The following is a 17279-nucleotide window of genomic DNA, read 5'->3' as shown; positions in this document are numbered from 1 at the left end:
TTGGTAGGTTCTTTTGTTGTTAGCAGAGTGGGGGTTTATTGTTGTTTGTGAATGATTGAATATAAGGAAAAAACTTATTTAAAATTTTCTTTATAAATGTGAAAAAAATCACATGACATTTAAAGAATCCTGTGATATATTTAACACATAGAAAACAAGTTCAAATTTTCACAAACTCAGACATCGAATAGGAGAGATTACAATGAAAACATTCGAAACAGATTATATGACAAGAAACCTTTTGCAACTTTGCTACAACTGTGATGACGCTCATCTTTGTGAAACTGAAGAACAATGCAGAGCTTGCTGGGCTGAAAATGGAATGTTAGATGATCAGACAGACGAAACTAAGAAATTGCTAGACCTAGTTCATGCTTAATTTAATTACTGAAAACTCTGTATAGAGACCACTCGAATTCTTGATTTTTAAGAAAACGAAGTGGTCTTTTTGCATCTAGTCTCACTTATTTAATGCTTTCTGGACTAGATGAGGCATATACATGTACAGAAGTACCCAGAACGCAGCAATTAGGCTGAATTACAAGGGGAAGAAGGGGGAAACTGTCATGGGAATGGGCCCGGATCTTTCGTGGATGTTTGATTTTGCCGGAACGGTGATGCCGATCTTTATCGTTGTTATGATTGGTATTCTTGCTATATCAGCAGGCAGGGGCTTGCTTCAATGGGGCAGGAACAATGGCTCACCCATACTAACAATCCCTGCACATATCGTTAGCAAACGGACTGAAGTACGTCAGCAGCAGCTTCAGGAAGAGAATGGCTCAACTCGTACGAGTACAACTTACTATTTAACGTACGAGCTGGAGGGCGGTAGTCGCATGGAATTTAAAGTAGATGGCCATGAATATGGCTTGAGTGCAGAAGGCGATAGAGGAATGCTTACTTATCAAGGAACTAGATATCATGGATTCCAACGACAGCCACAATACTCAACTGCGGAGTAGTCATTTGTATTAAATCAAAACAGCGATCCTCATGCTCATGGGGATCGCTGTTTTCGTTTTGGTTATGTACCATTCAAGCTCATTGATCCTGTAGCTCTCAAAGCCCACTGATACTATAGCTCTCAAAGCTCACTGTAGGTGCGATTATCTATTAAGTGTCAGCTCTTCATTACCCTCTTACCTTGCGGACCCAGATGATGTTATTTGCAAATTCACAGTCTTTTGAGCCTAGTTTCGGACTCCAATGCAGCTATTCATTAGAAAGAGGCTTATAATCGGTGCTTTGAGGGCCAATAGGGGCTTTAGGGTCCGATAGAATCTCAAAAGTGGATTAATATCGCGAATAAGGTCAGCTGTGTCCGATAGCGCCTTTTGCGCGGACGTTGACGTGGATGCTGTTGCTGACGTTGAAGCTATTGCTGTTGCTAACAACAAGGACATCGACGCTGACGTGGACATTGTGGCTAACACCGACAACGATTCCAGCACCGATTCGACGCTAAAACCGACGCCGACTCTGATGCTGTACTGACGCGCTAAAACCGACGCCGACCCTGATGATAACACCGACGCCGACCCTGATGCTGCCACCAACATCGACTCAGACGCTAACGCTGTCGTTAACAAGGACATCGATGCTAACGCTGACATTGTCGCTAACACCGACACCGCCCCCCGACTCAGACGCTAACGCTGTCGTTAACGAGGACATCGATGCTGACGCTGACTTTGTCGCTAACACCGCAGCTGCCCCCGACTCTTACGCTGTAGCGCAAATGTAATTGGACAAACGCAGCTTAGAGTGTCGTTAAAGGGGATTTGCTGAGTGGTTAAAAGGAAAGATCCCTACTCTAAAAAATAGGCGGGAACTGTCACCTCTTAGGCGAATGCACATACTATACAGCATGCAGTTAAGAACGAGGTTGCTACAAGAAGTGACCCCAAGGAGGAGACAGCGTGGCCGTCATCAAAACGAACTCGGAAGATGTGAAGGTGCTGGCGCGGTTGATGAGAGCGGAAGCTGAGGAAGATGGAGAACTCGGTATGCTCATGGTCGGCAATGTTGGCGTCAACCGGATTCTTGGCAATTGCTTGGACTTTAATAACATTCGGAATGTGAATGACATGGTCTATCAAAGTCCAGGAGGTTTCGAAGCGCCGCAGAAGGGATACTTCTATCAGCGAGCCAGAGAAGCAGATATCCGTCTAGCCAAACGTGTAATTGCTGGTGAAAGAACCTGGCCAGCTACCAATGCTTTGTGGTTCTTCAGACCCGCAGGTGATTGTCCTGCAACCTGGTATAACCAACAAAACACTGGCCGCTTCAAAGCCCATTGCTTCTTTACTCCGACCGGAGAAGATTGCCCGACTGTATTTATCGGCAATTAGCTTAGTAACTGTGCAAAGAGAATTACTCAATAAAATGAGTAATTCTCACAGAAAGTTAGTGTGAGTTTCATTTGTGTCCAAAGGAGTTTATGCTCCGATAAACATTTAGGAGGTTTCATTAAATGATCGTTCAACCTTACCGCCCCGTAACTTATACCATCGGTAGTGTCTCTTCTTCAGGTATGCCAATGTCTTCCGGAATGCCGATGTCATCAGGAATGCAAGGCATGGGCAGCATGCCACCTCAAGTAAGCAGTGGTAGTCCAATGACGCAAGGGGGAGTAGTAGTTCAGAATCCACCACAAACGTTCGAACAATCCTACATCGAGAATATTTTCCGCCTGAATTTAGGAAAAGTAGGTACGTTTTATTTTACTTATGAGAACAACAAAGACTGGAATGCGAAAGTTTACAAGGGTGTGCTGGAAGCGGCAGGCCGTGACCACATTATTATCAGTGACCCTGCGACTGGCCAACGCACCGTCTTACTTATGATTTATTTTGATTATGCTACCTTCGATGAGCCCCTTACTTATCAATACCCAGGTGTAATTGGCAATCCTCCAACGATGAGAAATTGTCGCTAAATGTAATCCATCTTCGATGAGAAGAACTCCAACGCCAAAAGGTTAGGAGTTCTTTTTATTTGTGATTAATTTATGGAATAATCTTGATAATCACTGCCCATTTTTTTTCGAAAGGACACGCATGCTTGCGGTTTGCCCCAATATATTAATATAATAAATTGTATAAGACTCAAAAAACCTTGATATATCAGTGTTTACAAGGGATTTTGAGTCTTTTTTTTATCTTGAAATCACAGAAAAATCACATTCTCGGCAGATCCTTGGAATTTAATATGTTTTGGAAGTGGATTTTTAGTTTGTCACTACTGCTTTGCATCATTCGTTCCGTCACATGGGTATAAATCTTGAGTGTGGTTTTTGCATCATCGTGACCTACACGCTTCATAATCGTTTTGAGATCAATCTGAGAGCCAGACGCGATACTTGCTTCGATTAGCATCGTGATGTGCGTGTGTCGAAATATATGAGGGGTTGCGTGCTTCTTGATGTTTGTTAATTTCATTAGCCGAGCCATGCGGTTAACTAACTTCCAATTTGTAAAAGGTGTTCCGTTGTTATTGGTCAAAATAAACTGAGTCTCTACAAAGTCATCGTGGAGCTCCTTGTATCTTTTATGTCGAGCGTACTGTTTTACCTTTAACCGCTTAAACATCTCAACGATGAAATCATCCACATCAAAGGTGCGGACGGATCCGGTAGTCTTTGGAGGTGTTAATTGGTACGCGCCACTTCCACCCTGTGGAAAGTGAAGTGTTTTATAAATATGAACGTCATGAGTTTCGAAGTTGAAATCAGGCCACTCTAAAGCACAAAATTCTCCTGGTCGCACTCCGCTAAACAGCAAAAAATAAAACGTCTCTAGATCATCACCTAAACCGTGATTTTGTAGTACTTCCAGAAATTCTTCAATTTCACTTCTTTCCAGAAATTTTTCTTCCAGTGCATTGTTTTTAGCTTCTAAAACTGTCCGTTGTTTTTTAGGCATTTTTATGTTTTGACAAGGGTTATCAATGCGTAAATTTTCTTTGATGATCCATTTGAATATTAAATTTGCTGTTGAGTGATAACGATAGATGGAGTTTATCTCATATCCTTCTGAAAACAAATTGTTGAGCATTTTTTGATGTTGGTTATGTGTTATTTTATCGATATTAGCGCCACCATAATATTTGTTCAGTAAATTAATGTCGGACACATGAGCTTCCACAGTTTTTCCTTTAACTCCGCTAGTAATAATATAATCTTGTAGCCATTCTTGAGCAGCCTCATTGAATTTCATTTTTTTGGCTCGCTTTGTATCGGTTCCACCCTTCATACGATCCACAACTGCCTGAGCTGCGGCGATGGCTTCCTTCTGTGTATCACGTACCCTCGGTACCTGTTGGCGCTTGCCTGTGACCGGATCAGGAGGACCCTCCATGACACACTTCCACTTGTAGCCTTGTTTGTTCTTTGCAGGTACTTTAAATACGCTGGCCATGAGTAGGTCCTCCTAAATTAAAAATTAATAGCATCTTCTAAAGCTTCTATGGTTAGAAACAATTTGTTTGCGTTTTGTCCATGTCGAGAAGCAATTCGCTCCATGTCGATCATTACGTATCCAGAACGGCTCGGAGGGATTAAAAGATCACTTGAACGAACAACAGCGCTATTCCGATTAGAGTTTGGATGGACATCCACGCTTTTAAAGGTTCCATTAACCTCGATGTAGAGTGGCTGATCCCACTTAAAACCTCCACGTTGTTCAATGATAAGCGTGTGTGGTCTAGATAAATCGTCAAGCCCGTAAACACCTCGTATGATTGGCTCAGGAGTTGTCGTGTATGGTAAAGTGTTTTCCTTGGCCACAGCAGTATATGTAAAAGCCGTCATGAATTCAGCGCTAGCAATACGCTCGCGAATCTGTTTCAGACGCAACAGTGCGAATTCTGGAGGAACCTGAAATACGGTTGCAACTATACCTGCCGCTTCTTCTTCGAAAGCAGAGAGCTGCAATTTTTCAAGCATGAAAAAGGGGATGGCTGCGTAAAGACTGAATCGTTCGGCATCAGCTTCTTGCATTTGCTGGAAAAGCTCCGAAATCTGACGCTGATCCCCAACATGGCGGAGCACGTGTCCTAGCTCGTGGAAGAATGTTTTATGCTGTACATCACGTTCATCCTGTTGGTTGATAACAATTACACATAATTCATTATCAGAAAACGATTTAACGCTTTTGAAATGCACCTCCACATTAAAGGCTTCAGAAATTCGTTCTATAGTCAAATCGTTTGGCACCAATATAGCCCTGGAGAGGTAGTGATTTTCAATAGTTTGTTCCAACGGAGTTTTGAAGTATTTGGATAAGTTCATGTTAAATCCTCCAATAGCGTACATATGTTCTATTTTGTATGTAAAAGAAAAGCCATTGCTGGCTATGTGTAAAACCTCTTTATTTCTGCTCTTTATTTGCTTTATCTAAAGCTCTTTGTCGTGCCTCTCTGATTTCCTTTATAAAATCATCAGCCGCTTTAAATTCCTCTTCTGTCCAGTCATTTGGCCCACCGTAGAAAGTAAGGTTGCTCTCAGGCTTCTTGCGTATATTTGATCTTCCACTTAAGAAATCAGTGTCACAATCAAATGTGTCAGCTATTTTATTCAATGTATCTACTGGTGGTAATTTTGTTCCATTTTCATAAGCAGTGTAGGTTACCCTAGCAACACCAATAAGATCTGCAACAAATTCTTGAGTCCATTTTTGATCCTGTTTCTTTAAGGCCTCTCGTTCACCTTTTATTCGTTTCCCTACTATTTCCATGTACACAACCCCAACTATACAAGATAAGACTATTATAATGTTCCTAAAAGAAACTTGATATAAATGTTCTTAAAAGAAACTTTTATGTTTGACATGTTTCTTAAAGTAACATATAATCAAGCTATAAAGTTACTTAAAGGAACAATGGAGGTGATGCTGGATGAGGAGTTGGTTGAAAGAACTTCGTGAGACATTAGGTAAAACTCATGAGCAGGTAGCTGATGAAGCAGGTATATCGCGGAGTTACTATACAAATATTGAAGTCGGTACTAAAACTCCTGCTGTTCCCGCTGCAAAAGCTATTGCTAGTGTTCTTAAATTTCCATGGGGAAATTTTTTTGAAGACGAAAGTTCCTTAAAGGAACATATTTGAATCAAGGAGGTGATCTAAATGTCCATAGTTGTGATGGACAGCGATGACTTAGAACGGTTGCTTGAAAAAGTTGTATCTCGAGCAATTGAAGTTTACGCAGTACAAGTCCCGACTTCACTACCGCCAGTGCTTAGCATTAAGCAGTTCATGGAACTTCTGGACATTAGCAGACCAACAGCCACTGAGGTTATGAAACGTCCAGACTTTCCAGTGAATCGTGAGTTTGGTAATCCACGGATACCGTCAGCTTTATTACTTCGGTGGATCGATGAACACACCGAGTGGATCGATAATAACGCTGGTGAAGATTTCAAAGCTAAACGCAGACATGCAATCGGATAAAGAAAACCCGCCGAGCTTTATCGGCAGCGGCGGGCAGGGATTGCGGTAAGGGGAATCGCTTAACAACATCATACATCAGGCCTCTGTCCGATAGCATCCCATAAAACGGACAAAGGAGTTGAAATCTAGTTGGCAATCGGACAATTTGGAACCGCACTACAAGACGTCTTGAAACGTACCGGTGATAACCGGCATATTGCTGGAAAAGTAGCTAATGTCGATGCTTCTCAAATCGGGAAAATCGTTAAAGGAACGCGTAAAGCTTCTAGGCCAGTCATGAAGGCAGCGGTTGAGCACTACGATGATGGGCAGCTTTTCTTGGCAGCAGTAGCAGATGTTTCTGGGGGAGCCTTCTCACCTTGGCTGGATAATGTGGATCTGCATAGAGCAAGCGTCCTAATAAAAACCGTCGAGGAGATGAAGGAAGTACTTGTGGCATCGGGACAAGCACCAATCAGCAAAACTAATGAACAAATAACGGATGCAGAGCGACATCAAATAAAACGACTACTTATGGAAACGGTGGAAGCTATCACGGCCCTGACTCATCTGGCTGCAGTGCTATGTAAAGAGTATTCCTTTAGTTGGTTGGGAACTTGGAAGGAGCATCGAGCTGAGCTAAAAGTTAAAAAATATTTGAAATGAGGGAGCGCTTTGGAAAGGAAACAATTGGTTGCTGAGGCAAGAGAAGCGGGTAAGCATGCAGTGCATAACCTTCAGATGATCCGGAAGAATCCGGATGTGATGCTACCAGGAAGGATTGAGGATGCTGAAGACTATCTGAATAATATGATCCGCATCGCTGAAGTAGAAATGAAAAATGATCGCCTGGCAGGGCAGTCACTTGGTTTGAAATCTCGGTTAGAGAATCTATTGATGTCCATTTTAACCCCGAAGCGTGAAAAGCACAAGGCTACCCTTTGAGATTCAAGTGCATTAATAAACTCTAAAAATAAATCTTACGGAGGCTAATAATATGAAATCAACTGGAATTGTACGCAAAATCGACGAGCTTGGACGGATCGTTATCCCTATTGAATTACGCCGCACTATGAATTTGGACATCAAGGACCCTGTAGAAATCTTTGTTGACGACGAGAAAGTAATCCTTCGGAAATATGCACCTGGCTGTGCGATCAGTGGTAGCCAGGACGATCTGATCCCGTTCGAAGGAAAGCTGTACAGCCGAGCAACTATTCAGAAAATGGCTAAAGCAGCAGGTATTTAAGAAGGACTGGCACGGGCTTCGGCCCCTGTCTTGGAATGTCGGACCTTAGAAATAACCTTTCCTCCGTCCGGGATTCCAAGATGCGGCTGACGCATCCAAGGTGGTGGCGGATCACATAGATCAAGGGAGCTGAAAAGGCCGTCTTTATTGGTGCATTTACTCCCTCGCCCACCTTGCAAATACATAGAAAGGAGGCAGCTTATGCAAATCATTCAAAAGTTAACAGTGGTTAGTAATCCTACACGAGTATTTGAAGTTGGAACCGAGATTGATAGCCATGAAGTAATTGAGATTAAGCAGGTTGGTTCTGAGTATGAGGACCATGTTCATTCTGAGTATGTCGTTCTGGACGAAGATGGCCACATGATAGCCAGTGTCGAGAACGCTCCTGTAATCGTGGATTATAAGCAAATTGCTGAACACGACAACGAAAAATAGCCCACTGGCATGGGCTATCACTGTTCATTGAAAACTTAATTATTCACTTGCCTCCATCTTAGCAGGTGGGGGCGCACTACACAAGAGGGAGTGAATGTAATGTCAACTGCCTTTTCTGCTGATATTAGCGGTCAGCGCATTGAGGTTGAAATTCAGCCTCCAACACACTATACGCCGCCGGTTCTTTCAATCCGGCAGCAATCCGGGACCTTTCAGCTGCACGCTGATCCGGATCAATTAGCTGAAGTTGAATATGCCATTCGGACTTATCTGGAAAGCATTCGTTACCCGGAAACACCTGATCAACAAATGATCTTACATGCGGAATGTAATGCAGCAATGGAGGAGGAGATCGCTTGAAGCGTATCGTTCTGGAGCGCCTGACGCTCCGTAATTTTAAAGGGATTAAGGAATTCAATGTTCCAGCTGATGGCCGGGACATTGACATTTTTGGAGATAATGCCACAGGCAAGACCACGATATTTGACGGATTCCTTTGGCTCCTGTTCGGCAAAGACAGTGAGAATCGTACAGAACAGAAATTCGAAATCAAAGAGTTGAATTTTGTCGGCTTGGTTCAACAACACAAGCTGGAGCATGAAATTGAAGGCTCCCTTCTGGTGGACAACCATCGCCGGACATTCCGCCGGGTTTATGCCGAGAAGTGGACAAAGAAACGTGGCGCGCCGGTTGAGAGCTTTGAGGGTCACACTACTACTTATTTTGTGGACGGTGTTCCACTCAGCATGCGGGAATTCCAGGCCGAGGTTGACGCAATCATCAAGGAAGAATTGTTCAGGTTGCTGACCAGTCCTTCTTACTTTAACGAGGTTCTTAAAAAAGAGGAACGTCGCAAGGTGCTATTGGAAGTGTCTGGTGATCTGACAGATGCCGAAGTCATTCATAGTAACGAGGATTTGGCTGAGCTTCCTACAATCCTAGCTGGCCGTGAAATGGACGCTCATAAGAAAGTTATCACTGCTCGAAGTGCAGCTATTAACAAGGAAATTAAGGAACTACCGGTGCGGATCAGCGAGGTTCAGAGACAGATGCCTGACGTTGCTGAATTGGACGAAGATCTCCTAAAGGAAGATGTTGCGCTCTTGCGTAGCCGAATTGAGTCCAGGGAGGCAGAGGTATCTCGCATTCTCTCCGGCGGCGAGGTTTCTGTGAAGGAGAAGCGCCTACGCGAAGTCGAGGCAGAGCAGATCGATATTAAATCTCGGCTGCAATCATCGGTGCTGAATAAGGTAGCAGAGATGCGAAATGCTGTGAACTTGAAGCATTCAAAGCTCGACCAATACCGCAGGAGCATCGAAGATAAGCAGCAGCGAATCAAGCAGAACGAGCGCTTGGCTGCTGGTCGCCGTCAGGAAGCAGAGCGGCTGCGAGCAGATTTTACCGCTTTGAAAGAAGAAGTATTCGAACATCATCATGATGTGAGTTGCCCGACTTGCGGACAGAATCTTCCGGAGGAGCAGATCAAGGCGGCACATGAAAAGGCGGAGGCTGATTTTAATCTGCGCTTGGCAGACCGGAAGGCGCGCATTAATGCGGATGGGAAGGCTGCTATCGCCGAAGCAGAGAAATTTGAGCAGGAAGTCAAACGGCTCCAGATCGACATTGACGAGCTTAACAACAGCCTGGCTGCTCTGCAGACAGAGATCAGCGCAGCAGAAACCGAGCTTACTGAGCTGCGGGCGGGCGTTAAGGACCCAACATCAGAACCTGAGTATGCTGGCAAGGCTGCCGAGGCGATCCGGCTTCAGCAGGAAATTGTAGAGCTTCGACAATCCAGCCAATCGGCTGCTGCGGGCGTGCGGGAAGAGATCGGCAGGCTGCGACTTGAAGTCGAGGATATGGAACGGGACCTGGCTAAATTCGACGGCGTTAAGCGCGGGCAGCAACGTGTCGCCGAGTTGGAGCAGCAGGAGAGAAGTCTGGCCGGTGAATATGAGCGGCTGCAGCACGAACTGTTCCTTTGTGAAGAGTTCACCCGTACGAAAGTCAACCTGCTTGACGCCAAGATCAACAGCAAGTTCAAGCTGGCGCGGTTCAGACTCTTTGAAGAGCAGGTCAACGGCGGGCTGAAGGAAGTCTGCGACACACTTTACAAGGGTGTTCCATATGAAGGCGGGCTCAATAAAGCTGCTCAGAACAATGTCGGCCTGGATATTATCAACACACTATCCGAGCACTACGGAATATCGGCGCCTATTTTTATTGACAATGCAGAGTCTATCACGAAGCTAATCCCCACAGATGCTCAAGTGATTCGGCTATTGGTCAGCGAGAAAGATAAGAATCTGCGTATTGAGACGGCAGATATACAGGAGGCGATTTAAGGAATGAGTACAGGTAATCAGGTGGCGATTATTCAAAAGGACATCACCGATGATGTTAATCGGAGCCTTACACGGTTGCAGGATGACGGGTTAATTTTGCCTCCGAATTACAATGCGAGCAATGCGTTAAAAAGCGCCTTCTTCAAACTCCAGGAGGTACAGGATAAGAACGGTAAGCCTGTGCTGGAGGTGTGCTCGCGGGAATCTGTCGCAAATGCACTGCTGGATATGGTTGTGCAAGGTTTAAGCCCAGCCAAGACACAATGCTATTTCATTGTGTACGGAAGCAAGCTTCAGCTTAATCGCTCCTATTTTGGGACACAAGCCGTTCTTAAACGTTTGTCCAACGTCAAAGATATTTGGGCAAACGTGATTTACAAAGGTGATGTATTTGAGTACGAAGTAGCTGGCGGACGCGAAAAATTGGTCAAGCACGAAACCAATTTTGCAAATCGGGACAATGAGATGCTGGGAGCCTACGCCGTGGTCAAAACGCTCGAAGATGAAGAAATCCTTACGGTTATGACTCGAAAGGAAATTGATGCCTCCTGGAGTCAGTCCAAAACAGGACAAGCCGTACACAAAAAGTTTCCGCAGGAAATGGCGAAGCGGACAGTGATCAATCGCGCGGCTAAGGCTTACATCAATACGAGTGATGACAGTGACCTGTTGGTTGATGCCATTAATCGGTCGACAGAAAATGAGTATGACGAGCGTCTTGATGTGACGACTGAAGAAGTCAAAGTAGAGATTGCAGAGCATGCGAATAGAGAAGTGATTGATATCAAACAGGATGCTGCTCCGCCGTCAACGAAACAACAGTCGGCACCACGTACAAAGCAACCTGTCGATGACCCTCATGGTTTTGCTGCAGATGTTCCTCCTAAGGAACAAGAGTTGGATTTCTAATGATTGATATCCAATGCCTCGGCTCCAGCAGTGCCGGCAACGCCTACCGTATTACGGATGGCCATACCGTGCTTCTGCTGGAAGCCGGTTTTCCTTATAAGTCGATACAGCGGGCGCTTAACTTCCGCATGTCAGATATCTCTGGTTGTCTTATCACTCATGAGCATGGTGATCATAGCCGGGCTGCAGTCGATATCATGCGAGCTGGCATCCCGGTATACACCAGTCAAGGTACGGCAGAAGCTCTCAATCTTTCGGGGCATCGTTTACGGTCTGTGACGCCACTGGAAACATTCGAGATTGGGAGATGGACAGTTATGGGGTTCGGCGTTGAGCACGATGCAGCAGAGCCGCTGGGCTGGCTCCTAGCCAACCAGGACGGCGATAAGCTGCTTTTTCTAACAGATTCCTATTACTGCCGGTACAAGTTCCAAGGACTCACCCACATTATGATTGAGTGCAATTATTCCATTGATATCGTAAACCGCCGGGTGTTAGCCGGAGAGCTTCATCCGGCTCAGAAAAAGCGGCTGCTCCGCTCACATTTCAGCCTGGAGCATGTTAAGGACTTTCTGAAAGCCAATGATACCCGAAATGTTGAGGAGATTTGGCTTTTGCACTTATCAGATGGTAATAGTGACGCTGAACTGTTTAAACGGGAAATTCAGAAGTTAACCGGCTCTGCTGTACAGGTGGCAGATCGATGAACGGTTCTATGGGTGAGCGGATCTGGAAAAGCATGATTAGTGAGCGATTGTGGGCTCTGCGATCAGAGGGCGATGAAGCCTTTAAACAAGCGGTTAGAGCATACTATGCCATTGCACATCCAGGGTACCGCGTTATCCGAGCTGCTTATCCCTATATCTACATTCAAGACGAACGGGGGGCTAATCAATGAGTGGTGTTCAGCAGCTTGATTTGTTCTCAATGGCCATTTCAGAGCCGGTGCTTAATGGCATGTACTACGAGAGATCGAGCGGTTTGTTTGTCTCCTACGTCCAGGGGCACCGTTATTTTGAAGTGACGTGGGGGCAATGCCTGGGAGATAGGGAGTGGAAAGAAAAAACGAAGAGGGAGCGTGCCATATGAACGAACTTGATAATAGAAAGGCCTTGTTCGATCTGTTGGAATCATCACTTGAAGGAGCATACAAACAGGGTCCTGATGGTGTCATTGAATATTTAAAAGCCTTGTCGTATTCACTCGGAGCACAGGTGGCAATCGTGAGTAAGCCAGAACATATTCCGGATATGATCAACGAGGTAATGACGACTTTTGGCCATGGGCTGCAATCTGGAATGCGAGAGCTTCACGGCCTGAACGGAAAATTCAATGTACATGTTAATGGTGTAGTTACGACCTAATCCATACTCGCGATATAGGACCATATTAGGCAGGGGATGATTGAATGCCCGAAGGCAGTTACCCGTTTCCAACATACTCGGGGCTTTTACAGCCACAACATTACAAACAAATAGGCAGCGCGATATGGCTTTTCCTGTGGTGTATCAGCTCCACGACTTCTGAGAAGGAAAGAGAGGGAACTGTCTGGGGTATTGTCCTCGGGAACAAGCCGATCCGCAGCAGTGAATTGGAGGAAACTTTCGGAGTGACCGGAAGAACAATCCGCGATTGGATAAAAAAATTAGAGGATCATGGTTACATACGTGTGACCCGCGCTCCATATGGACTCATTTTCAGTGTTCGGAACTCCAAAAAGTATCAGAACAGACCGGAAGTAAACTTCCACTCTAACGATGGAGATAGGAAGAAAACTTCCGATCTGGACGATGGAGATAGGAAGAAAACTTCCGATCATCCGGAAGAAAACTTCCGATCTAATAAAGATATTATAAAGATTTTGATTGATAGATGGATTAATGGCTTGGAAGAAGATGATCAAAAAGAGTTGAGTTCAAGATCCGGGGTTCTGACCGCCGCTGTGGGTGCCGTCTCCACAGGCCAAATAGATCTTGATAAACCGACAGTCGAACAGCGTGTCCTTAAAATCGAACAGTATTACATGCAACGTAATAGGCTACTCAGCCCCGTTACTGCTGATTGGGAACATGTTCGTGAGATTGCGAACGAGGCCATGCCGTTGGATCTCGTATACTTTTTCATCGATCTGGCAATTGCCCGGAAGAAAGCTAAACGGAGGAGACCTTCAGACAAGATCCGAACGTTCTCGTATTGCAAAACCGTGATTTATAGCTGCTGGGATGAATTGTCCTCATTTCTTGAGCGGTACCTAACTCCCCCTGCTGCAAAAACGCAGGGAACAGTCGCCCTGGGAGCCTCAAGAGAGCGTCGGAAAAGCCAACGGCAACAGGAAATCGACGAACTTGAACAGTTCATTGAGGAGGAGAAGAAGCGTGGAAGTGGTTGAAGTTGCTCAGCTTTACCGAGAGATTAAGAAGCACTTCCCGTTTTTTGATGCTTCTGTCGAAAAGGTGAAAGCAGATTATAAATATCTCAAAGATTTTCCGGCGGAAACAGCACGAGAGAATATTGATCGCTATATTCTCACTGAAACGGTAGAGCCAAAGATTGCGAATATTCGTGGTCGGTTAGGCGATTTGCAAGAAAGCCAGCGCAGTAAGGAAGCTGCTGCAGAACATTTCGCCAATCTTGATGAATGGGCGTCTAGCCATAAACCGCCACCTGAAGGTTATTGGGAAACAGTAAAGCGGAAACTTCGAGGTGAAATGAATGCTTGATCGTGAGGTTTTTTTAGCGGCAGCGGGAATTGAAATGCCGGTTGATCTCCAAGCCGAGCAAGCGGTACTAGGTGCGGCCTTGATAGACCAGTCGGCTTATGAAGCTTCGGCAGATATATTGCAAGGCGGGGAATTTAGCGACGAAGGACATGCACGGATATACAGAGCGATGCGTCGTCTCAGCAATGCGGAACAGCCTATTGATTTGATCAGCCTGACTTCACAATTGCAGGATAGCGAGGAAATCGACAAGGTTGGTGGGGTTAGTTACCTGTCGAAGTTGGCTCATGCAGTGCCGACAACAGCGAACGCAGCCTACTATGTTGAGCGAGTACAGGAGATGTTCCTTCGTCGTCAAGCGATTGATACGGCCCTAGATCTGCTTCGCAATGCTGGGGAGGAGCAGGATGTTAAAGGGTTCGTTGCAATGGCTGAGACTGCTGTATCTAAACTCTCAGACCAGACGGTTCCAGTACGTGAGTTTATTGGGATCAAAGATGCATTGATGCAGGTCTGGGAAGAGGCGGAGCAGCGGTACAACGTCCGTGATATAAACCGCGGAATCACAGGGATTGAGTCTGGGTTTACTGATCTCGATAAGATGACTGCCGGATTCCAGAAAAACGACTTAATTATCGTAGCGGCACGGCCATCGGTTGGTAAAACGGCTTTTGCACTGAACATTGCTCAAAATGTCGGAGTACGAGCGAAGGAGACCGTCGCTATCTTCAGTTTGGAGATGAGTGCCGCGCAGCTTGTACAAAGAATGATTTGTGCTGAAGCCCAGATCGATGCTAGTCGTATGCGAACAGGGAAGTTTGAAGGTGATGATTGGGAACGCATGGCGATGGCCGTTGGATTATTGTCGGAGGCGGATATTCACATTGACGATACCCCTGGTATAACGGTGAATGAGATTCGTGCCAAGTGCCGGCGGTTGAAGAAAGAAGGCAAGCTGGGAATGATCGTGATCGATTATCTGCAGCTCATCCAGGGTAGAGGGCGCAGCGGTGCGAACCGGCAGGAAGAGGTATCACAGATTAGCCGAACCTTGAAGCAAATAGCCCGGGAACTTGAAGTGCCAGTTATCGCCTTATCCCAACTCAGCCGAGGCGTTGAGCAGCGACAGGACAAGCGTCCAATGATGAGCGATCTTCGTGAATCGGGAGCAATTGAACAGGATGCAGACATTGTAGCGTTCCTTTACCGTGACGACTATTACGACAAAGAAACTGAGAAAAAGAACATCATCGAAATCATTATTGCTAAACAACGGAATGGTCCCGTAGGTACTGTGGAATTAGTGTTCATGAAGAATTTCAATAAATTTGTCAACCACGACAGAGTGCACTCAGAATCCGCATCACCGAAAGATATTGAAAAGCGCAAATGGGCGCAGTAAAGGGAGAATTGGGATGAAGCAGGGGAAGCGACCAACGAAGAAACAGAAAATCATGATTGCAGCATCGAAGGGCTTGGTGCTGGAGAATTGGTTGGTGGAACGGGAGACACCAACACAGCTTGTGTTGATTCATCGGAAATCCGGTAAGCCGAAGACGATCAGTAAGGGGGCCTAACGATGGGTGGGAGGAATTACTGGCACGTGTATAACCTGATGCGTCGTCATTAACTAGATACCGGAGTTGCTCAGGGACGCACGGATCTGCTAGCTGAGTTTTCAGACATGGATCCAGCGGAAGTGGACGAGGGTATTGCAGAGTTTGAACTCGCGATTGGTATACGAATGAGGGGAGTTGATCTTAATGGTTGTAAAGAAGCGTAAGCCGATAGATCCATTCTTCCAGCAGCAAAACTACTTCGCTGTTGTAGATGAGACTGGAGCAATGGCAGGCATGGTGTATGTACTTGATACAGCGATGATGCCGGCTAAGCATCGAGGAGGAGAACGTAATGATTCAGTTTACGGTTTACGGAGAACCGGTCGCCCAGGGCCGGCCTAAATTTAGCACTGCTGGTGGATTTCCAAGAGCCTATGATCCCGCCAAATCAAGAGACTATAAGGATTATGTTCGATTGGCTGCCAGTGAACATGCGCCAGCAGCACTGCTGGATGGTCCTTTGGGAATTGCGGTTACAGCCTATCGTTCCACACCCAAGAGCTTCAGTCAAAAGAAGGCGGCGGCAGCTGAGCGCGGTGATATTCTCCCAGTGACTAAGCCTGATGCGGACAACTATCTGAAGGGTGTTAAGGATGCGCTGAAGGGCATCATCTGGAAGGATGATAGCCAAGTTGTGGACGCATTCGTAAGGAAACGGTACAGCGCACGACCACGCATTGAAGTGAAGATTAAGCAACTCCAATAAAAAACTGAGGGGAAGATCGATATGATAAAGGATTATGCAAAATTCAGTGCAACTATTGCCAAAGGAATTAAAGTCGGAGATGCCGACGTTGAAGTCAAATTGCTTGTGCCACTGAAAGTCATGCAGGAGAACTTCTTATTCCTCAGCAGCAATCAAGGGGAAAAGATCAATGTCTTCATGGGAGATCCGCAGGCTGCTTTTGATTTCGATGAAGAGGACGGAGATATATACCGGGAAGTCACTGGCCGTCGTGTCATAACTGATGCTTCCGGTATCGTGATGAGCACAGAGAAGCTTGGTGAAGATGATCCAGATCAGGCTAACCTTTTTGAACAGCAAGAGGGGGTTATGGAAGGTGAACAGAAGACTGATGATATTGAGATTATTGAGTCGGAAGTAGGCGAAGATACTGTTGGTACGCAAACAGATGCTGGCCAGCATGAAGACGGTTCTGATCTGCAGGCCGAAGGTGCTGACCTTGAACCAGATTGGTTGAGTGGAGAAGTTGAATCTGATAGTCAGCATAATGAAAGTGATGGCATTGATTCAGATGATCAAGAACAAGACGAGGAAGCCGCTGGTGATGTTAAGACCGACTTCGCACCAGAGGATACAAGTAAGGAAGAACTGGACGCCTTTATCCTTGCTGAACGCCCAATCTTTCCTGAAGTCGAATATGATGGACAGCCAATCCCGTTTCCTGTTCTTCTGGAGAAACGCATCAATGAAGATAAAACTTGGCGCGAAATCGCTAATGAGAATGGTATGACGAGTGGGCAACTATCAACCAGATGGACGGCATACCGCAAGCTGGCTGCAAAGAAAATGAAGGATGGAGGAGGAGCAGCGTAAGCTGCTTTT

General features: G+C 45.6%; 29 protein-coding genes. 26 read left to right on the top strand and 3 right to left on the bottom strand.

The window, feature by feature from the left end; genetic code table 11:
* The first annotated feature begins 202 nt into the window (after positions 1-202).
* From MKX34_RS17480 to gerQ, 6 genes are all read left to right on the top strand, one after another.
* Complete coding sequence (locus MKX34_RS17480; protein WP_169744776.1) at positions 203-379, top strand: hypothetical protein; 177 nt, start codon at positions 203-205, stop codon at positions 377-379.
* Between the two features lie 193 nt (positions 380-572).
* Positions 573-965 carry a DUF2500 domain-containing protein gene (locus MKX34_RS17475; RefSeq protein WP_036687780.1) on the top strand — a complete coding sequence of 131 codons (393 nt, stop codon included), beginning with the start codon at positions 573-575 and terminating at the stop codon, positions 963-965.
* Between the two features lie 388 nt (positions 966-1353).
* The gene (locus MKX34_RS17470; RefSeq protein WP_339202947.1) at positions 1354-1497 is read left to right on the top strand and encodes a hypothetical protein; all 144 of its coding nucleotides are present in this window, start codon (positions 1354-1356) and stop codon (positions 1495-1497) included.
* A gap of 49 nt (positions 1498-1546) precedes the next feature.
* Complete coding sequence (locus tag MKX34_RS17465; RefSeq protein WP_339202945.1) at positions 1547-1747, top strand: hypothetical protein; 201 nt, start codon at positions 1547-1549, stop codon at positions 1745-1747.
* Between the two features lie 175 nt (positions 1748-1922).
* Positions 1923-2354, top strand: a complete 432-nt coding sequence (locus tag MKX34_RS17460; protein ID WP_036687557.1) for a cell wall hydrolase — start codon at positions 1923-1925, stop codon at positions 2352-2354.
* A gap of 122 nt (positions 2355-2476) precedes the next feature.
* Positions 2477-2941, top strand: coding sequence for a spore coat protein GerQ (gene gerQ / locus MKX34_RS17455; protein ID WP_076099087.1), 465 nt, complete (start codon positions 2477-2479; stop codon positions 2939-2941).
* A gap of 241 nt (positions 2942-3182) precedes the next feature.
* Here the strand turns inward: gerQ and MKX34_RS17450 are convergent, their stop codons facing one another.
* The 3 genes from MKX34_RS17450 to MKX34_RS17440 form a co-directional block, all read right to left on the bottom strand.
* Entirely contained in the window at positions 3183-4421 is a 1239-nt protein-coding gene (locus tag MKX34_RS17450; RefSeq protein ID WP_076296531.1) for a tyrosine-type recombinase/integrase, read from the bottom strand.
* 17 nt (positions 4422-4438) lie between these two features.
* A complete protein-coding gene (locus MKX34_RS17445) occupies positions 4439-5293 on the bottom strand; it encodes an ImmA/IrrE family metallo-endopeptidase (protein ID WP_076296532.1) in 855 nt (284 codons plus the stop codon).
* A gap of 79 nt (positions 5294-5372) precedes the next feature.
* Complete coding sequence (locus MKX34_RS17440; RefSeq protein WP_076220787.1) at positions 5373-5738, bottom strand: helix-turn-helix transcriptional regulator; 366 nt, start codon at positions 5736-5738, stop codon at positions 5373-5375.
* A gap of 160 nt (positions 5739-5898) precedes the next feature.
* On the opposite strand from MKX34_RS17440, the gene MKX34_RS17435 reads away from it, so the two are divergent.
* The 20 genes from MKX34_RS17435 to MKX34_RS17340 all read left to right on the top strand — a co-directional run bounded on the left by MKX34_RS17435 (position 5899) and on the right by MKX34_RS17340 (position 17270).
* Complete coding sequence (locus MKX34_RS17435) at positions 5899-6111, top strand: helix-turn-helix transcriptional regulator (RefSeq protein WP_076296533.1); 213 nt, start codon at positions 5899-5901, stop codon at positions 6109-6111.
* Between the two features lie 18 nt (positions 6112-6129).
* Positions 6130-6453, top strand: coding sequence for a hypothetical protein (locus tag MKX34_RS17430; protein WP_081383892.1), 324 nt, complete (start codon positions 6130-6132; stop codon positions 6451-6453).
* Between the two features lie 129 nt (positions 6454-6582).
* Positions 6583-7098, top strand: coding sequence for a transcriptional regulator (locus MKX34_RS17425; RefSeq protein ID WP_076220872.1), 516 nt, complete (start codon positions 6583-6585; stop codon positions 7096-7098).
* A gap of 9 nt (positions 7099-7107) precedes the next feature.
* Positions 7108-7377, top strand: coding sequence for a hypothetical protein (locus tag MKX34_RS17420; RefSeq protein WP_076296534.1), 270 nt, complete (start codon positions 7108-7110; stop codon positions 7375-7377).
* A 52-nt stretch (positions 7378-7429) separates the two neighbouring features.
* Complete coding sequence (locus MKX34_RS17415) at positions 7430-7681, top strand: AbrB/MazE/SpoVT family DNA-binding domain-containing protein (RefSeq protein WP_076296535.1); 252 nt, start codon at positions 7430-7432, stop codon at positions 7679-7681.
* Positions 7682-7882: 201 nt separating this feature from the next.
* The gene (locus MKX34_RS17410; RefSeq protein ID WP_076221306.1) at positions 7883-8119 is read left to right on the top strand and encodes a hypothetical protein; all 237 of its coding nucleotides are present in this window, start codon (positions 7883-7885) and stop codon (positions 8117-8119) included.
* A gap of 99 nt (positions 8120-8218) precedes the next feature.
* Positions 8219-8479: a hypothetical protein gene (locus MKX34_RS17405; protein ID WP_076296536.1), complete on the top strand. Its 261-nt coding sequence runs from the start codon at positions 8219-8221 to the stop codon at positions 8477-8479.
* Positions 8476-10464: an AAA family ATPase gene (locus tag MKX34_RS17400; protein ID WP_076296537.1), complete on the top strand. Its 1989-nt coding sequence runs from the start codon at positions 8476-8478 to the stop codon at positions 10462-10464. The genes MKX34_RS17405 and MKX34_RS17400 overlap by 4 nt, the downstream gene beginning before the upstream one ends.
* 3 nt (positions 10465-10467) lie before the next feature.
* Positions 10468-11373, top strand: coding sequence for a RecT family recombinase (locus MKX34_RS17395; RefSeq protein ID WP_076296538.1), 906 nt, complete (start codon positions 10468-10470; stop codon positions 11371-11373).
* The gene (locus MKX34_RS17390) at positions 11373-12080 is read left to right on the top strand and encodes an MBL fold metallo-hydrolase (protein ID WP_076296539.1); all 708 of its coding nucleotides are present in this window, start codon (positions 11373-11375) and stop codon (positions 12078-12080) included. Before MKX34_RS17395 ends, MKX34_RS17390 begins: the two co-directional genes overlap by 1 nt.
* Entirely contained in the window at positions 12077-12271 is a 195-nt protein-coding gene (locus MKX34_RS17385; RefSeq protein ID WP_076296540.1) for a hypothetical protein, read from the top strand. The genes MKX34_RS17390 and MKX34_RS17385 overlap by 4 nt, the downstream gene beginning before the upstream one ends.
* Entirely contained in the window at positions 12268-12462 is a 195-nt protein-coding gene (locus MKX34_RS17380; protein ID WP_076296541.1) for a hypothetical protein, read from the top strand. Before MKX34_RS17385 ends, MKX34_RS17380 begins: the two co-directional genes overlap by 4 nt.
* On the top strand, positions 12459-12737 hold the full coding sequence (locus tag MKX34_RS17375; protein WP_076296542.1) for a hypothetical protein: 279 nt from the start codon (positions 12459-12461) through the stop codon (positions 12735-12737). The genes MKX34_RS17380 and MKX34_RS17375 overlap by 4 nt, the downstream gene beginning before the upstream one ends.
* A gap of 44 nt (positions 12738-12781) precedes the next feature.
* Positions 12782-13762: an ArsR family transcriptional regulator gene (locus MKX34_RS17370; RefSeq protein ID WP_076296543.1), complete on the top strand. Its 981-nt coding sequence runs from the start codon at positions 12782-12784 to the stop codon at positions 13760-13762.
* The gene (locus MKX34_RS17365) at positions 13749-14093 is read left to right on the top strand and encodes a hypothetical protein (RefSeq protein WP_076296544.1); all 345 of its coding nucleotides are present in this window, start codon (positions 13749-13751) and stop codon (positions 14091-14093) included. Before MKX34_RS17370 ends, MKX34_RS17365 begins: the two co-directional genes overlap by 14 nt.
* Positions 14086-15495 (top strand): replicative DNA helicase, encoded by a 1410-nt coding sequence (dnaB, locus tag MKX34_RS17360; RefSeq protein WP_179089289.1) that lies wholly within the window; start codon positions 14086-14088, stop codon positions 15493-15495. Before MKX34_RS17365 ends, dnaB begins: the two co-directional genes overlap by 8 nt.
* Before the next feature lie 13 nt (positions 15496-15508).
* On the top strand, positions 15509-15670 hold the full coding sequence (locus MKX34_RS17355) for a hypothetical protein (protein ID WP_179089290.1): 162 nt from the start codon (positions 15509-15511) through the stop codon (positions 15668-15670).
* Between the two features lie 186 nt (positions 15671-15856).
* Positions 15857-16054, top strand: a complete 198-nt coding sequence (locus MKX34_RS17350; protein WP_143763727.1) for a hypothetical protein — start codon at positions 15857-15859, stop codon at positions 16052-16054.
* A complete protein-coding gene (locus tag MKX34_RS17345) occupies positions 16005-16418 on the top strand; it encodes a RusA family crossover junction endodeoxyribonuclease (RefSeq protein WP_076139062.1) in 414 nt (137 codons plus the stop codon). The genes MKX34_RS17350 and MKX34_RS17345 overlap by 50 nt, the downstream gene beginning before the upstream one ends.
* 21 nt (positions 16419-16439) lie before the next feature.
* Positions 16440-17270: a hypothetical protein gene (locus MKX34_RS17340; RefSeq protein WP_076296545.1), complete on the top strand. Its 831-nt coding sequence runs from the start codon at positions 16440-16442 to the stop codon at positions 17268-17270.
* Positions 17271-17279: the final 9 nt, after the last annotated feature.

Origin of the sequence: Paenibacillus sp. FSL R5-0636, from assembly GCF_037974255.1 — a bacterium.
In the GTDB taxonomy this organism is placed as follows: domain Bacteria; phylum Bacillota; class Bacilli; order Paenibacillales; family Paenibacillaceae; genus Paenibacillus_AQ; species Paenibacillus_AQ odorifer.
The sequence above is the reverse complement of the archived record's forward strand: the minus strand, read 5'-3'. Positions and strand labels throughout refer to the sequence as shown.

What these genes read in the sequence shown, in the direction of transcription:
- MKX34_RS17390 (WP_076296539.1), top strand. Translation starts at nt 11,373, where the DNA reads ATGATTGATATCCAATGCCTCGGCTCCAGCAGTGCCGGCAACGCCTAC.
- MKX34_RS17355 (WP_179089290.1), top strand. Translation starts at nt 15,509, where the DNA reads ATGAAGCAGGGGAAGCGACCAACGAAGAAACAGAAAATCATGATTGCA.
- MKX34_RS17375 (WP_076296542.1), top strand. Translation starts at nt 12,459, where the DNA reads ATGAACGAACTTGATAATAGAAAGGCCTTGTTCGATCTGTTGGAATCA.
- MKX34_RS17410 (WP_076221306.1), top strand. Translation starts at nt 7,883, where the DNA reads ATGCAAATCATTCAAAAGTTAACAGTGGTTAGTAATCCTACACGAGTA.
- MKX34_RS17445 (WP_076296532.1), bottom strand. Translation starts at nt 5,293, where the DNA reads ATGAACTTATCCAAATACTTCAAAACTCCGTTGGAACAAACTATTGAA.
- MKX34_RS17435 (WP_076296533.1), top strand. Translation starts at nt 5,899, where the DNA reads ATGAGGAGTTGGTTGAAAGAACTTCGTGAGACATTAGGTAAAACTCAT.
- MKX34_RS17465 (WP_339202945.1), top strand. Translation starts at nt 1,547, where the DNA reads ATGCTGCCACCAACATCGACTCAGACGCTAACGCTGTCGTTAACAAGG.
- MKX34_RS17405 (WP_076296536.1), top strand. Translation starts at nt 8,219, where the DNA reads ATGTCAACTGCCTTTTCTGCTGATATTAGCGGTCAGCGCATTGAGGTT.
- MKX34_RS17380 (WP_076296541.1), top strand. Translation starts at nt 12,268, where the DNA reads ATGAGTGGTGTTCAGCAGCTTGATTTGTTCTCAATGGCCATTTCAGAG.
- MKX34_RS17385 (WP_076296540.1), top strand. Translation starts at nt 12,077, where the DNA reads ATGAACGGTTCTATGGGTGAGCGGATCTGGAAAAGCATGATTAGTGAG.
- MKX34_RS17415 (WP_076296535.1), top strand. Translation starts at nt 7,430, where the DNA reads ATGAAATCAACTGGAATTGTACGCAAAATCGACGAGCTTGGACGGATC.
- MKX34_RS17480 (WP_169744776.1), top strand. Translation starts at nt 203, where the DNA reads ATGAAAACATTCGAAACAGATTATATGACAAGAAACCTTTTGCAACTT.
- dnaB (WP_179089289.1), top strand. Translation starts at nt 14,086, where the DNA reads ATGCTTGATCGTGAGGTTTTTTTAGCGGCAGCGGGAATTGAAATGCCG.
- MKX34_RS17430 (WP_081383892.1), top strand. Translation starts at nt 6,130, where the DNA reads ATGTCCATAGTTGTGATGGACAGCGATGACTTAGAACGGTTGCTTGAA.
- MKX34_RS17395 (WP_076296538.1), top strand. Translation starts at nt 10,468, where the DNA reads ATGAGTACAGGTAATCAGGTGGCGATTATTCAAAAGGACATCACCGAT.
- MKX34_RS17450 (WP_076296531.1), bottom strand. Translation starts at nt 4,421, where the DNA reads ATGGCCAGCGTATTTAAAGTACCTGCAAAGAACAAACAAGGCTACAAG.
- MKX34_RS17345 (WP_076139062.1), top strand. Translation starts at nt 16,005, where the DNA reads ATGATTCAGTTTACGGTTTACGGAGAACCGGTCGCCCAGGGCCGGCCT.
- MKX34_RS17350 (WP_143763727.1), top strand. Translation starts at nt 15,857, where the DNA reads ATGGTTGTAAAGAAGCGTAAGCCGATAGATCCATTCTTCCAGCAGCAA.
- MKX34_RS17475 (WP_036687780.1), top strand. Translation starts at nt 573, where the DNA reads ATGGGCCCGGATCTTTCGTGGATGTTTGATTTTGCCGGAACGGTGATG.
- MKX34_RS17370 (WP_076296543.1), top strand. Translation starts at nt 12,782, where the DNA reads ATGCCCGAAGGCAGTTACCCGTTTCCAACATACTCGGGGCTTTTACAG.
- MKX34_RS17440 (WP_076220787.1), bottom strand. Translation starts at nt 5,738, where the DNA reads ATGGAAATAGTAGGGAAACGAATAAAAGGTGAACGAGAGGCCTTAAAG.
- MKX34_RS17340 (WP_076296545.1), top strand. Translation starts at nt 16,440, where the DNA reads ATGATAAAGGATTATGCAAAATTCAGTGCAACTATTGCCAAAGGAATT.
- gerQ (WP_076099087.1), top strand. Translation starts at nt 2,477, where the DNA reads ATGATCGTTCAACCTTACCGCCCCGTAACTTATACCATCGGTAGTGTC.